Annotated in this window: 9 protein-coding genes; 7 read left to right on the top strand and 2 right to left on the bottom strand. The window is 72.8% G+C overall.

Annotation, left to right across the window (positions count from 1 at the left end; translation table 11 throughout):
- The first annotated feature begins 154 nt into the window (after positions 1-154).
- Complete coding sequence (locus ACIQ7D_RS34935) at positions 155-1246, top strand: glycosyltransferase family 4 protein (protein ID WP_403944836.1); 1092 nt, start codon at positions 155-157, stop codon at positions 1244-1246.
- 75 nt (positions 1247-1321) lie between these two features.
- Here ACIQ7D_RS34935 and ACIQ7D_RS34940 read toward each other — a convergent pair whose 3' ends face one another.
- Positions 1322-2986: a PucR family transcriptional regulator gene (locus ACIQ7D_RS34940; protein WP_403944838.1), complete on the bottom strand. Its 1665-nt coding sequence runs from the start codon at positions 2984-2986 to the stop codon at positions 1322-1324.
- Between the two features lie 120 nt (positions 2987-3106).
- Positions 3107-4915 (bottom strand): glycoside hydrolase family 15 protein, encoded by a 1809-nt coding sequence (locus ACIQ7D_RS34945; RefSeq protein WP_403944894.1) that lies wholly within the window; start codon positions 4913-4915, stop codon positions 3107-3109.
- 444 nt (positions 4916-5359) lie between these two features.
- Between ACIQ7D_RS34945 and ACIQ7D_RS34950 the strand changes: the two genes are divergently transcribed.
- The 6 genes from ACIQ7D_RS34950 (at position 5360) to ACIQ7D_RS34975 (ending at position 14084) form a co-directional block, all read left to right on the top strand.
- Entirely contained in the window at positions 5360-7054 is a 1695-nt protein-coding gene (locus ACIQ7D_RS34950) for a CTP synthase (RefSeq protein ID WP_385006251.1), read from the top strand.
- A 99-nt stretch (positions 7055-7153) separates the two neighbouring features.
- The gene (locus tag ACIQ7D_RS34955) at positions 7154-7780 is read left to right on the top strand and encodes an NUDIX domain-containing protein (protein ID WP_403944840.1); all 627 of its coding nucleotides are present in this window, start codon (positions 7154-7156) and stop codon (positions 7778-7780) included.
- An 893-nt stretch (positions 7781-8673) separates the two neighbouring features.
- On the top strand, positions 8674-10689 hold the full coding sequence (locus tag ACIQ7D_RS34960) for a tetratricopeptide repeat protein (protein ID WP_403944896.1): 2016 nt from the start codon (positions 8674-8676) through the stop codon (positions 10687-10689).
- Positions 10690-10844: 155 nt separating this feature from the next.
- A complete protein-coding gene (gene ald / locus ACIQ7D_RS34965) occupies positions 10845-11960 on the top strand; it encodes an alanine dehydrogenase (RefSeq protein WP_403944843.1) in 1116 nt (371 codons plus the stop codon).
- Positions 11961-12342: 382 nt separating this feature from the next.
- On the top strand, positions 12343-13464 hold the full coding sequence (locus ACIQ7D_RS34970) for a ParA family protein (protein ID WP_329824638.1): 1122 nt from the start codon (positions 12343-12345) through the stop codon (positions 13462-13464).
- On the top strand, positions 13449-14084 hold the full coding sequence (locus tag ACIQ7D_RS34975; RefSeq protein ID WP_403944844.1) for a hypothetical protein: 636 nt from the start codon (positions 13449-13451) through the stop codon (positions 14082-14084). Before ACIQ7D_RS34970 ends, ACIQ7D_RS34975 begins: the two co-directional genes overlap by 16 nt.
- The last annotated feature ends 41 nt before the right edge of the window (positions 14085-14125 follow it).

A 14125-nucleotide genomic window follows, 5' to 3' on the forward strand; every position in this document is an offset into this window, starting at 1 on the left:
GGCGCGCGCTTTCACCCGTGTGAGTGATCCGGACGCGAAGTTGAGGCGCCCGACCCAGGAACGGCGCCCCGGCGGTGCCGGAACGTGCGTACGGACTGGCATCCTTGACGTACCCCCCTCGCCCCCCTCACCCGAATCCAGGAGCCCTGCCCACGTGACACAACTGCGTACGGTCCAGGTGCTGGGCGGTGGCAGCGCGGGCAGCAGCGCGCACGTCCGATCGCTGGCGGCGGGGCTGGTCGCCCGGGGCGTGCGCGTCACGGTCTGCGCCCCCGCCGCACTCGACCTGGCCTACGACTTCAGCGGCGCCGGGGCGCTGCACATCCCCGTGGCCCGGCGTGGTGACCCGGCCTCGGTCGCGGCGCTCCGCGCGGCGTGCGCCGGAGCGGACGTGGTGCACGCGCACGGGCTGCACGCCGCCGTACGGACCGCGCTCGCCCTCGGCGGTCTGCGGGTGCCGCTGGTCGTCACCTGGCACACCCGTACGGAGGCGGAGGGCCCCCGGGGCCGGCTGCTGAGGATGCTGGAACGGCGCGCCGTCCGCGCCGCGTCGGTGGTGCTCGGCGTGACCTCCGAACTGGTCGACGGGGCGCGCGCCCGGGGCGCGCGCGACGCCCGCCTCGCGCCGGTCGCCCTCCCGGCGCCCCGTCCCCGGCCCGCGGACGAGGAGAACAAGTCCCGTGCCGAACTCGGCGCCGTCGAAAGGCCGTTACTGATGGCGGTCGGGAGCCTCGTACCGGACCAGGGGTACGACACGCTCCTGGACGCCGTGGCCGGCTGGCGCGACCTCGACCCCGCCCCGCTGCTCACCATCGCGGGCGAGGGCCGCGAACGCGCCCGGCTCCAGCGCCGGATCGAGGCCGACGACCTGCCCGTACAGCTCATCGGCCGCAGGGACGACATCAGCGAACTCCTCGCCTCGGCGGACATCGCCGTGCTCGCCTCCCGCTGGGAGGCCCGTTCCGTCCTCGCCCAGGAGGCGCTGCGGCTCGGCGTACCGCTGGTCGCGACGGCGGTGGGCGCCCTGCCCGAACTCGTCGGCGACGCTGCGGAACTCGTCCCGTACGGTGACGCGCCGGCCCTGGCGGACGCGGTGACACGCCTGCTGGGCGACCCGGCGCGGCGCGCCCGACTGGTCGCGGCGGGCCGGGCGCAGGCGGCCACCTGGCCGACGGAGGACGAGACGATCGCACAGGTGCTCTGCGTGTACGACGAACTGACCGAGCGGGGCCGGCCGCCGCGCTGACCGGCCGGAGCGCGCGCCCCGGGACGGGCGGCCGGAGCGCGGGAGCAGGTCGGAGCACACGCCCCGGCGCGCGGCTCACTCCCCGGGGGTGTGCCGGCGGGCCCGCAGCGCCAGACTCAGGGCCAGCACCGTCTGCGGATCGTCCAGGTCCGTGCCCAGCAGCTCGGAGATCCGGCCCAGCCGGTTGTAGAGCGTCTGCCGGTTGAGATGCAGCTCCCGTGCCGTCTCCGCCTTGCGCCCCGCGTGCGCCAGATACGCCTCCAGCGTCGGCAGCAGCGAGGGCCGCGACGAGCGGTCATGGGTACGCAGCGGGCCGATCGCGCGGTCCACGAAGGCCGCCAGATCCGGATGTTCCCGCAGCCGCCACAGCAGCAGATCGATGTCCAGCCGGCGGGCGTCGTACCAGTCCCTCTCCGGCAGCCCCCGCGCCGCGGCGGCCGTCTCCGCCGCGTGGCGCAGGCTCGCGCCCGCCGCCGCCCAGCCTCCCGCCACCCCCACCACGACCACCGGCGGCGGCGCGCCGGGGCGCTCCACGCCCGCGCGGGCCACGCCCGCCCGCATCGCCGCCGCGACCCGGTCCGCCACCGCCGTACGCTCGGACTCGGAGCGCAGCCCCAGCAGCAGCGGAACCCGGCCCTCCACGGGCCGTACCCCCAGCAGCACAGGAACGCCCACCGAGGCCAGCTCCTCCAGCAACACGCCGGCCGGCAGCGCCCAGTTCCCCGGCGGAGGCAGCTCGGCGCCGGACTCCCGGCCCGCCGCGCCGCCCCGCCCCAGCCGCATCACCACGGGCAGCAGCGGCCCGTCGCCCGGCCGGAACCCCAGCACCCGTGCCCGCGACGGCGCGTCCTCGGCGGGGATCCGGCCCTCCGCGAGATCCGTCAGGAAGTCGCCACGGCCACGCGCCGCCAGCTCCTCCTCCTGGCGCGCCTGCATCAGGACGACCGCGAGCAGGCCCGCCGCGCGCTCCGCCGCAAGCCGGTGCACCGGAAGCGGCGCGGCGGACACGGCGGGGATCACCAGCCGGGCCCGTACCGCCCCCGTACCGTGGCCGCCGCCCGCCACGTCCACCAGCACCGCGCCCGCCGGCGGCCCCGCCGCCCGCGCCGCGCGCCGGCCGCGCAGCCCCGTCCAGACCTCCAGCGGATCGGCGGCGGCGGGGGCGGAGCCGGGCGCCGCCGCGTACAGGAGCCGGCCCGCCGCCGTCTCCAGGAAGACCGGGTTGCCCGCGAACTCCGCGAGGATCCGGAGCACCCGCTCCACCCCGCCCCCGCCCAGCAGGGCCTCGGTGCACCGCCGGTGGACCTCCTCGGCCTGCCGCAGCAGCGCGTAGTGGCCGTTCACGATCTCGGTGTGGATCTCCTCGGTCACCGAGACGAACGGCACCTCGCGGTGGAGCTGCACCAGCGGCAGCCCCGCCGACCGCGCCGTGTCCACGAGCGCCGGGGGAAGCCGGTCGAACCGGGCGCCCAGCTCCACCACCAGCGCCGCGATGCCCCGCTCGGCGAGCCGGCGGACGAAGGCGCGCTGCTCGGCGGGGAGGCTGCCCAGGGCGAGACCGGTCGTCAGCAGCAGTTCGCCGCCCTTGAGGAGCGAGGCGATGTTCGGCGACTCGCCCGCGTGCACCCAGCGCACCGTACGGTCCAGGGCCTCCGCGCAGGCGACCACCTCCGGCAGACCGCCCCGGAGTCCCGGCAGCTCAAGAGCCCGCCGCACGGTGATGCCGCCCTGAGTCCCCATGCGCCGGAGGCTACTGGACGGGCCCGGAGCCCCGAGCGGGGCCCGTACGGCGGGAAGGGCCCGGACGGAGCGGTGTGCACCGCTCCGTCCGGGCCCCGCCGGTGGCCTTCCGCCCGGCTGTCAGCCGCCGTAGGCGCCCGACGCCGTCAGCCGCAGCGCCGTGTCGATCAGCGGCACATGGCTGAACGCCTGCGGGAAGTTGCCCACCTGGCGCTGGAGCCGGGAGTCCCACTCCTCGGCCAGCAGCCCGAGATCGTTGCGCAGCGACAGCAGCTTCTCGAAGAGCTTGCGCGCCTCGTCGACCCGCCCGATCATCGCCAGGTCGTCGGCCAGCCAGAACGAACAGGCCAGGAACGCGCCCTCGTCGCCCTCCAGACCGTCGACCCCCGCGTCCTCGCCGGACGTCGGGTAGCGCAGGACGAAACCGTCCTCCGTGGACAGCTCGCGCTGGATCGCCTCGATCGTGCCGATGACCCGCTTGTCGTCCGGAGGCAGGAAGCCCATCTGCGGGATGAGCAGCAGCGACGCGTCCAGCTCCTGGGAGCCGTACGACTGCGTGAAGGTGTTCCGTTCCTTGTCGTACCCCTTCTCGCAGACATCGTGGTGGATCTCGTCGCGCAGCTCGCGCCAGCGCTCCAGCGGCCCGTCCGCGTCGCCCGACTCGATCAGCTTGATCGTCCGGTCGACGGCGACCCACGCCATCACCTTCGAGTGGACGAAGTGCCGGCGCGGCCCGCGCACCTCCCAGATGCCCTCGTCGGGCTGGTCCCAGTGCTTCTCCAGGTAGCGGATCAGCTTGAGCTGGAGGACGGAGGCGTAGTCGTTGCGCGCCAGCCCCGTCATATGGGCGAGGTGCAGCGCCTCGGTGACCTCGCCGTACACGTCGAGCTGGAGCTGGTGCGCGGCCCCGTTGCCGACCCGGACCGGGCCGGAACGCTCGTAGCCCGGCAGCCAGTCCAGCTCGGCCTCGCCCAGCTCACGCTCGCCCGCGATGCCGTACATGATCTGGAGGTTCTCCGGGTCGCCGGCCACGGCGCGCAGCAGCCACTCGCGCCAGGCGCGGGCCTCCTCGCGGTAGCCGGTGCGCAGCAGCGACGAGAGCGTGATCGCGGCGTCGCGCAGCCACGTGTACCGGTAGTCCCAGTTGCGGCTGCCGCCGATCTCCTCGGGGAGCGAGGTCGTCGGCGCGGCCACGATGCCGCCGGTCGGCGCGTACGTCAGGGCCTTGAGCGTGATCAGCGAACGGATCACGGCCTCCCGGTAGGGGCCGTGGTACGTGCAGTGCTCGACCCACTCGCGCCAGAACTCGGAGGTCGCCTCCAGGGAGCCCTCCGGGTCGGGCAGCGCGGGCTGCGGGCGGTGCGAGGGCTGCCAACTGATCGTGAACGCGATCCGGTCACCGGGTGCCACGGTGAAGTCGGAGTACGTCGTCAGGTCCTTGCCGTGCGTCTCCGCCTCGGTGTCCAGCCAGACCGAGTCGGGTCCGGCGACGGCGACCGTACGGTTGTCCACCTTGTGGACCCATGGCACGACGCGCCCGTAGCTGAACCGCATCCGCAGCGCGGAGCGCATCGGCACCCGGCCGCTGACGCCCTCGACGATCCGGATGAGCTGCGGTGCGCCGTCACGCGGCGGCATGAAATCGGTCACCCGCACGGTGCCGCGCGGCGTGTCCCACTCGGACTCCAGGATCAGGGAGTCTCCGCGGTAGCGGCGCCGTGTGGCCCGTGGCGGCACGGAGCCCGCGGGATGCGCGGGCCCCAGTCGCCAGAAACCGTGCTCATCGGTTCCCAGCAGAGCCGCGAACACGGCATGCGAATCGAAGCGGGGCAGGCACAGCCAGTCGACTGTGCCGTCCTGGCAGACCAGGGCAGCGGTCTGCATGTCTCCGATGAGTGCGTAATCCTCGATGCGCCCGGCCACGTGCATCTCCAGTCGAACGGCCACGTCCGCCCCGCGGGGCGCTTACTGCGGTCAAGGGTCGTTGACGAGCTGGTTTTCCGGGAAATCGGGCGGGGGTGGTGCCGTTTGCCGGCCGCACTCGGCAGCGAATGTCCGAGCAGGATACGACGCACGTCGGGGTTCCGCGTCACGCTCGGAAGAAGATCGGAAGAAGAGCGGTCCGCCGAACGAGTGGGGCCCGACGGGACGAGGGGGAAAAAGTGTGACGAGGGGGAGAGGGGAGGCGGCGCGATGCGGCGCGTGGCCGGAAGCGACCTCCTGTCGTCGCTGTTACCCTGGTAGCCCGTGGACCGGTGGACTCCCTGCACAGCACAGAGACCCCGAAACCGCAGCGACGGCAGTCCCTTCGCCTCTCGGTCTGGGACACCGGCACGCACCTCGAACCGCGACCACGGGAGCCCCCTCTTGGCCATGCCGACACGATCCTCGACATCCTCGACGACCAAGCACATCTTCGTCACCGGGGGTGTCGCTTCCTCCCTCGGCAAGGGCCTGACCGCCTCCAGCCTGGGCGCGCTGCTGAAAGCGCGCGGTCTGCGGGTCACGATGCAGAAGCTCGACCCGTACCTGAACGTCGACCCCGGGACGATGAACCCCTTCCAGCACGGTGAGGTGTTCGTCACGAACGACGGCGCCGAGACCGACCTGGACATCGGCCACTACGAGCGCTTCCTCGACGTGGACCTCGACGGCTCGGCCAACGTCACCACCGGCCAGGTCTACTCGCAGGTCATCGCCAAGGAGCGGCGCGGCGAGTACCTGGGCGACACCGTCCAGGTCATCCCGCACATCACCAACGAGATCAAGCACCGCATCCGGCGGATGGCGGCCGGCGAGGTCGACGTCGTCATCACGGAGGTCGGCGGCACGGTCGGCGACATCGAGTCGCTGCCGTTCCTGGAGACCGTCCGCCAGGTCCGCCACGAGGTGGGCCGCGACAACGTCTTCGTCGTGCACATCTCGCTGCTGCCGTACATCGGCCCGTCCGGCGAGCTGAAGACCAAGCCGACCCAGCACTCGGTCGCCGCTCTGCGGAACATCGGTATCCAGCCGGACGCGATCGTGCTGCGCGCCGACCGCGAGGTGCCGCTCTCCATCAAGCGCAAGATCTCGCTGATGTGCGACGTGGACGAGGCGGCCGTGGTGGCCTGCGTCGACGCCAAGTCGATCTACGACATCCCCAAGGTGCTGCACACCGAGGGCCTGGACGCCTATGTCGTACGCAAGCTGGACCTGCCCTTCCGCGACGTGGACTGGACGATCTGGGACGACCTGCTGGACCGTGTCCACAACCCCGACCACGAGGTCACCATCGCGTTGGTCGGCAAGTACATCGACCTGCCGGACGCGTACCTCTCCGTGACGGAGGCCATCCGCGCGGGCGGCTTCGCCAACCGGGCGCGCGTCACCGTGAAGTGGGTCACGTCGGACGACTGCAAGACCCCGGCCGGCGCCGCGAAGCAGCTCGGTGACGTCGACGGCATCCTGATCCCCGGCGGCTTCGGCGAGCGCGGCGTGACCGGCAAGGTCGGCGCGATCCAGTACGCCCGCGAGCACAAGGTGCCGCTGCTCGGCATCTGCCTCGGCCTCCAGTGCATCGTCATCGACGCGGCGCGCAACCTCGCGGGGATCCCCGAGGCCAACTCGACGGAGTTCGACTCCGGCACCGCGCACCCGGTGATCTCCACGATGGAGGAGCAGCTCGCGTACGTGGAGGGCGCGGGGGACCTGGGCGGCACGATGCGGCTCGGTCTCTACCCGGCGAAGCTCGCCGAGGGCTCGATCGTCCGCGAGGTGTACGAGGACCAGCCGTACGTGGAGGAGCGCCACCGCCACCGCTACGAGGTGAACAACTCCTACCGCGCGGAGCTGGAGAAGAAGGCCGGTCTGGTCTTCTCCGGCACGTCCCCCGACAACAAGCTCGTCGAGTACGTCGAGTACCCGCGCGCCACGCACCCCTACCTGGTCGCCACCCAGGCCCACCCGGAGCTGCGGTCCCGGCCGACGCGTCCGCACCCGCTGTTCGCCGGGCTCGTGAAGGCCGCGGTCGAGCGTCGTGAAGGGCTGCGCCAGGAGGCGGGCGAGCCGGTGGCCGCGCGGTCGTAGGGCACGTCACAGGCGATACGGTGGGAGCCGGGGTACGGGCCCGAGTTCAGGGCCTGTGCCTCGGTTTCCGCTTGTGTACCACCGTGGGAGGACGCTGCCATGACCGTCAAGGACACCCCTGAGGAATGGCGGGTCACCGCGACCACGACGCCCTTCCGCGGCAACAAGACCAGTGTCCGCACGGATGATGTGGTCATGCCCGACGGCACGGTCGTGAAGCGCGACTACCAGGTCCACCCCGGATCCGTCGCGATCCTCGCCCTGGACGGCACGGGCCGCGTCCTGGTGCTGCGCCAGTACCGCCACCCCGTACGCCAGAAGCTCTGGGAGATCCCGGCCGGACTGCTCGACGTACCGGGGGAGAACCCGCTGCACGCGGCCCAGCGCGAGCTGTACGAGGAAGCGCACGTCAAGGCCGAGGACTGGCGGGTGCTGACGGACGTCTACACGACGCCGGGCGGCTGCGACGAGGCGGTACGGATCTTCCTCGCCCGGGAGCTGTCCGAGGCGGAGGGCGAGCGCTTTCAGGTCTCCGAGGAGGAGGCGGACATGGAGCTGGCCCGGGTGGACCTGGCCGAGCTGGTACGGGGCGTGCTCGCCGGCGAACTGCACAACAACTGCCTCGCCGTGGGCGTCCTCGCGCTCACCGCCGCGCTGGCGGGGGACGGCCTGGAGGCGCTGCGGCCGGCGGAGGCGCCCTGGCCGGCGCGGCCGTTCGAGGCCTGATCCCTGAAGCCTGACGCTCAAGCTGTTATTCAAGCCTGATACTCAAGCCCGATTCATCCTCTGATCCGAAGAAAAGCTGATCCGATCGGGGGATGCACCGGCCGCGCTCCCCCTGTTCCGTCGCAGAGAGTGAACTACGCTCGAACCGTCCGTGCGGAGACCCGCCGGGCTCGGATCGTGCGCAGGCGGACGGAGCGTGGCCCGTGACGGATCAGGCGGTGGACGTGAGTGGCCCCGGCCGTGCGCGAGCCAAGAAGCCCCCGGAGCCGGGGGCGGCCGCCGCCGGGCCCCCCGAATCCGACGCACCGTCGGCCAAGCGCCGCGGCCGGGCCACCTCGGCCGCGAAGAAGAAAGGTACGGCCCGGGTGACCGTCCCGGAGGGTCCCGAGGATGTGACCGATGCCGTGAGCGGTACGGAGAGTGGCGACCCCGAGCCACGCCCGGCCCCCCGGCCCGCCCGCACCCGGCGGAAGGCCGCGGCCCCACGCAGGACCCGCCCCGAACCGCCCGCCGCCCCCGCGGAACCGGAAGCGGAACCGGAACCGGCCGCGACGGACACGAGCGCGCCCGAGCCCGCGTCGGTGCCCGCGCCCGCGGCGGAGGTGGAGGCGGAGGCGGACATCGTGGCCGCGCCCGAGCCGGCGACCGAGCGCGCACCTGAGCCCCCGGCCGAGACGGAAGCCGAAGCGGAAGCCGTGGCCGAGCCAGAGCCCGTGGCGGAGCCCGAGCCCCTGGTCGTACCCGAGCCCGAGCCGGAGTCGGCACCCGAGCCCGAGCCGGCGCCCGCGTCCGGAACCGTCGCCGCCCCCACCCCCGAACTCCCCTCCGTCCGCAGTGCCGAAGCATCCCGGGAAGAGCAACCCGTCGCGCCTGAAGGGGAGTTCTTCGGGCGGTTGCGGGAACTCAAGGCGCTGCACGGGGACATCGAGCGTGCCGGGCTCAACACGATCTCCGGGCGGAAGGAGCCCCGCGCGCGGGTGCTGCTGATCGCCGGACGGCCCGGATCCGGGCGGACCTCGCTCGCGCGGGAGCTGGCCCGGCAGTTGCGGGACGGGTATCCCGACGGGATCGTACGGACCCGGCTCACCGGATCCGACGGCGAACCCGTGCCCACCGAGCGGACCGCCCGCGAGATCCTCGGCGCGTTCGGCGTCGCCACACCGCCCGGCGCGGGGGAGGACGAGCTGTCCGGGATGGTGCGTGAGGCGCTGGGCGCCCGCCGGGTGCTGCTGCTCCTCGACGACGCCGCCGACGCCGGGCAGGTCGACCCGCTCGTACCGGACAACCCGGACTGCCTGGTCGTCGCCGTCTCGCAGGGGCCGCTCACCGGGATCCCCGACGTCCGGCCCTGCACCCTCGGCGGGATGGACACCAAGGCCGCCATCGAACTGCTCACGCGGTTCACCGGAGCCGTACGGATCACCGTGGACCCGCAGGCCGCCGAGTCGCTGACCGAGGAGTGCGGCGGTCAGCCCGCCGCGCTGGTGCTGGCCGGCGGCTGGCTCGCCGCGCGTCCCATGGCGTCGGTCGCCGATGTCGCCAAGCGGCTGCGCGCCCTGCCGCACGACCCCGAGCGCCCGGTCGGCGCCCGTCCGCTCGCCCGCGCCTTCCGGCTCGTGTACGAGAGCCTGCCGGGGACCGCCGCCCGGATGCTGCGGCTGCTCGCCCTCGCGCCCGCCGGGATCGCCGACGCGCACACCGCCTCGGCGCTGGCCGGCTGCTCCATGGCGGACGCCGCCGTCCTGCTGGACGACTTCGCCGAGCGGGGGCTGCTGCGCACCGCCGACGACCGGACCGCACGGCAGGCCGTACCGCCGTACCGGCCCGCCCCCGGGCGGGCGGCCGTCGACCAGTACGTCGTCCCGGGCTGTCTCGTCCCGCTGCTGCGCCCCCTGCTAGCGGAGGACCGTCCCGCCGAGGTGCAGCTCGCCCGCGCGCGGATGCTGGAGCGGACCGTACGGCTGCTCCAGTCCTGCCGCGCCGTCACCGAACCCGAGGGGTCCCCGGCCCGCAAGCGGCTCGCCGGGCTGCCGAGCGCGCTGCGCTTCCCCAACGCCGCCGCCGCGGCCGAGTGGCTGTACTCCCGGCAGCCCGCCCTGCTGGCGTCCGCGCGCCTCGCGGTCGCGGACGGCGAGCTGGACACGCTGGCCCGCCGGCTGGTCGCCGCGCTGGTCCGCGCGCTGGCCGCACACCGGGGCACGGAGGCCGCGGCGCCCGAGCTGTACGGGCTCCACCAGCTCGTCCTCGACATCGCGGAGCGGCACGACCTGTACCGCGAGCAGGCCGCGGCCCTGCTGAACATCGGCGATCTGGACGCCAGGACCGGCCGTACGCATGACGCGCTGGCCCGCTACCGTGCCGCGCTGGACGCCGGTCGGGCCGCGAACGATCTGTACGCGACCGGCCGCGCCATGGAATCCCTGGGCGGCGCCCACCAGGACCTGCGGGACTGGCAGCGGGCCGCCGACTGGTACGGACGGGCCCTCTCCCAGCGGCTGAGCCGGGGCGAGCGCGCCGACGAGGCGCGGCTCTACGGCCGACTCGGCACCGTCCACACGTACGCGGGCCGCTACGGCGAGGCGCTGCGCAACTGGCGCGCCGCCACCGCGATCCACCGCAGGCTGGGCGATCTGCCCGGGCAGGCGCGGGCGCTCAGCGAGGCGGCCCGGGTCCAGGAGTACGCGGGCCGGCCGCAGGAGTCGCTCCGTACCTGCCAGGAGGCGGTCGAGTGGGCCCGGCTCGCGGGGGATCTGCGGCTCCAGGCGGCGCTCCAGCTCCGGGTCGCGGACACCCTGGACCGGCTCGGAGATCCGGCGGCCGCCCGGCTGCACCGCGCCACCGCCGATCGTCTTCTCCTGGAAACGGAGGGAAACGCCTACGAAATCCGCAGCGCTTCCGTCGAGGACTGATGCTTTGTAAGGCTAGACAGCAGGAAATCCTTCATTAGACTGGCTTTGCCGCATACGTCAGCGGTGCCTTCCCGTGTGCCACGCGTGCCCGGGTATGTATGGGATTGCGCCGGGAATCTCCACGGAATCCCCCGAGCCAAGGACCGTGATCTGCCGTGTTGGTCGGAATCCCCCGTGAGGTCAAGAACAACGAGTTCCGGGTGGCCATCACCCCCGCCGGAGTGCACGAGCTGGTGGGCCACGGGCATCAGGTCCTCATCGAGCGGGGCGCCGGCATCGGCTCCTCGATCGCCGACGGCGAGTACCTCGCGGCCGGCGCGCGGATCCTGCCCACCGCCGACGAGGTCTGGGCCGTCGCCGACCTGCTGCTGAAGGTCAAGGAGCCGGTCGCCGAGGAGTACCACCGGCTCCGCAAGGACCAGACGCTCTTCACCTACCTGCACCTGGCCGCGTCCCGCGCCTGCACCGACGCACTGCTGGAGTCGGGCACCACCGCCATCGCGTACGAGACCGTCGAGACCGCGCGGCGCGCGCTGCCGCTCCTCGCCCCCATGTCGGAGGTCGCCGGACGGCTGGCGCCGCAGGTCGGCGCGTACCACCTGATGCGCTCGGCCGGCGGGCGCGGCGTGCTGCCGGGCGGTGTGCCCGGTACGGCGGCGGGCCGCGCCGTGGTCATCGGCGGCGGGGTCTCCGGCTGGAACGCCACCCAGATCGCCGTCGGCATGGGCTTCCACGTGACCCTGCTCGACCGGGACATCGACAAGCTGCGCGAGGCCGACCGGATCTTCGGCACCAAGGTCCAGACCATCGTCTCCAACACGTTCGAACTGGAGAAGGCGGTCACCGAGGCGGACCTCGTGATCGGGGCCGTACTCATCCCGGGCGCGAAGGCACCGAAGCTCGTCACCAACGCGCTCGTCGCCCGGATGAAGCCCGGAAGTGTACTTGTCGACATTGCGATTGATCAGGGCGGCTGCTTCGAGGACTCACGCCCCACGACACACGCCGAACCGACCTTCCAGGTGCACGACTCGGTCTTCTACTGCGTGGCCAACATGCCGGGCGCCGTGCCGCACACCTCCACGTACGCCCTGACCAACGCCACGCTGCCGTACATCGTGGAACTGGCGAACCACGGCTGGGCCGGCGCGCTGCGCCGGGACCCGGTGCTCGCCAAGGGGCTCAACACCCATGACGGTCAGGTGGTTTACCGCGAGGTGGCCGAGGCCCACGGTCTGGTTCACGCCGAACTCGGCACACTTCTCGCCTGACGCGTCAACCCGCTTCGTCAACATCGCGCCCGCGGCCGGACCTCGTGCGGCGAGGTCCGGCCGCGGCGTCGGACGAAGGGTGTGCGGTCGCCCGTCAACTCGCCTCGAACGTAACAATTTCAACCGTTTCGTATGACGGCGAAACCTCGCCGCCCTGCCTTGGTGAGAGGGCTGTGCGCCCTTGACAGAGGGGTGTTCGGTTGCCGACACATCGGGTCCGGTCCGGCGGATTGTGTTGCTGCGGAGTGGTGACACGCCATAGAGTCGCCAACCGTCGGCATGGTGCCACGCTGACCTATCGATAAGTTTCCTGGTCCCGTCCAAGGAGGTAAGACGACTTGTGAATGAGTCGACATTTACTCCCGGGGGTGGTCAACCAGGAATGCCGGTGAGGGGCCAGAGCCCGTCGTCCGGGTTCGAGGCTGTCGGCTCCGTAGCTGTCCGCACCTTCGCCACCCACCAGCACATGACGACAGCCCACCAGATGATGGACGGCCAACACGTGAACGCCATGGCCGGCAACGAGGGTGGCCGAGAGTCCACTTCGTTCGCCGACTTCGACGAAGCGCCCGAGGGGCACTTCTACGACCCTGACGCCGAATACGAGCCGGACCCCGAGTACGCGGCCACCCTCGCCCCCGACGCTGCCCGCCAGCGCCGCGAGCGCATCGGCCCGACCGGGCGTCCGCTGCCGTACTTCCCGATCCCCGGCCCGCTCACCGACCACGGCCCCGCGAAGATCATCGCGATGTGCAACCAGAAGGGCGGCGTCGGCAAGACCACGTCGACCATCAACCTGGGTGCCGCCCTCGCGGAGTACGGCCGACGTGTGCTGCTCGTCGACTTCGACCCGCAGGGAGCCCTGTCGGTCGGTCTCGGCGTGAACCCGATGGAGCTGGACCTCACCGTCTACAACCTGCTCATGGAGCGGGGCATGGCGGCCGACGAGGTGCTGCTGAAGACCGCCGTGCCCAACATGGACCTGCTGCCGAGCAACATCGACCTCTCGGCCGCCGAGGTGCAGCTCGTCAGCGAGGTCGCGCGCGAGTCCACGCTCCAGCGCGCCCTGAAGCCCCTGCTGCTCGACTACGACTACATCGTGATCGACTGCCAGCCCTCGCTCGGTCTGCTGACCGTGAACGCGCTGACGGCCGCCCACAAGGTGATCGTGCCGCTGGAGTGCGAGTTCTTCGCGCTGCGCGGGGTCGCGCTGCTCACCGAGACCATCGAGAAGGTCCAGGAGCGGCTCAACCCGGAGCTGGAGCTCGACGGCATCCTCGCCACCATGTACGACTCCCGTACGGTGCACAGCCGGGAGGTCCTGGCCCGTGTCGTGGAGGCGTTCGACGATCACGTCTACCACACCGTGATCGGGCGGACCGTGCGCTTCCCGGAGACCACCGTCGCCGGAGAGCCCATCACCACGTACGCCTCGAACTCCGTCGGCGCCGCCGCCTATCGCCAGCTCGCCAGGGAGGTGCTCGCCCGGTGTCACGCCGAGTGAGTCTGCCCGGCGCCGACGAGCTGTTCCGTACGACCGGGGGCATGGCGCTGACGTCGTCGTCCCCCGCGGCGCAGCGGCGGGGCGCGAACGGCGAACCGCGGGTGCCCGCGCCGGCCGGGGAGAGCGATCCGGGCGGCGACCGGGCGGGCCCGGCCGGCTCCGGGACGCCGGAGGAGCACTCCGCCCCGGACGCGGAGCCCGCCCCGGCGCAGTCGGCGCGCAGCCGCACCGCCGACGCCGAGCAGGCCGCGACCGCCGTGCAGGCCCGCAGCAGGCCGCAGGAGGGCGGATCCCCGGGGACCGGCCCCGGCGGCGGTACGGGGCCGGGAACGGCGGAGCAGGGGGCGCAGAACGCACAGCAGGGCGGGCAGCAGCGCCGGCAGCGGCGTGGCGCCAACCGCCGCCCCAGCGGGCGCGAACGGCACGACGAGAAGATCACGGTCTATGTCTCGGCCGAGGAACTGATGGACCTCGAACACGCCCGGCTGGTGCTGCGCGGTGAGCACGGACTCGCCGTGGACCGGGGGCGGATCGTCCGCGAGGCGGTCGCGGTCGTCCTGGCCGACCTCGAATCGCGCGGCGACGCGAGCATTCTCGTACGGCGGCTGCGCGGGCGCTGACGGTAGCCTGCGCGGGCCGCACCACCGCCCGCGGCCCCGCC

This window comes from Streptomyces sp. NPDC096310 (genome assembly GCF_044763125.1).
GTDB lineage: Bacteria > Actinomycetota > Actinomycetes > Streptomycetales > Streptomycetaceae > Streptomyces.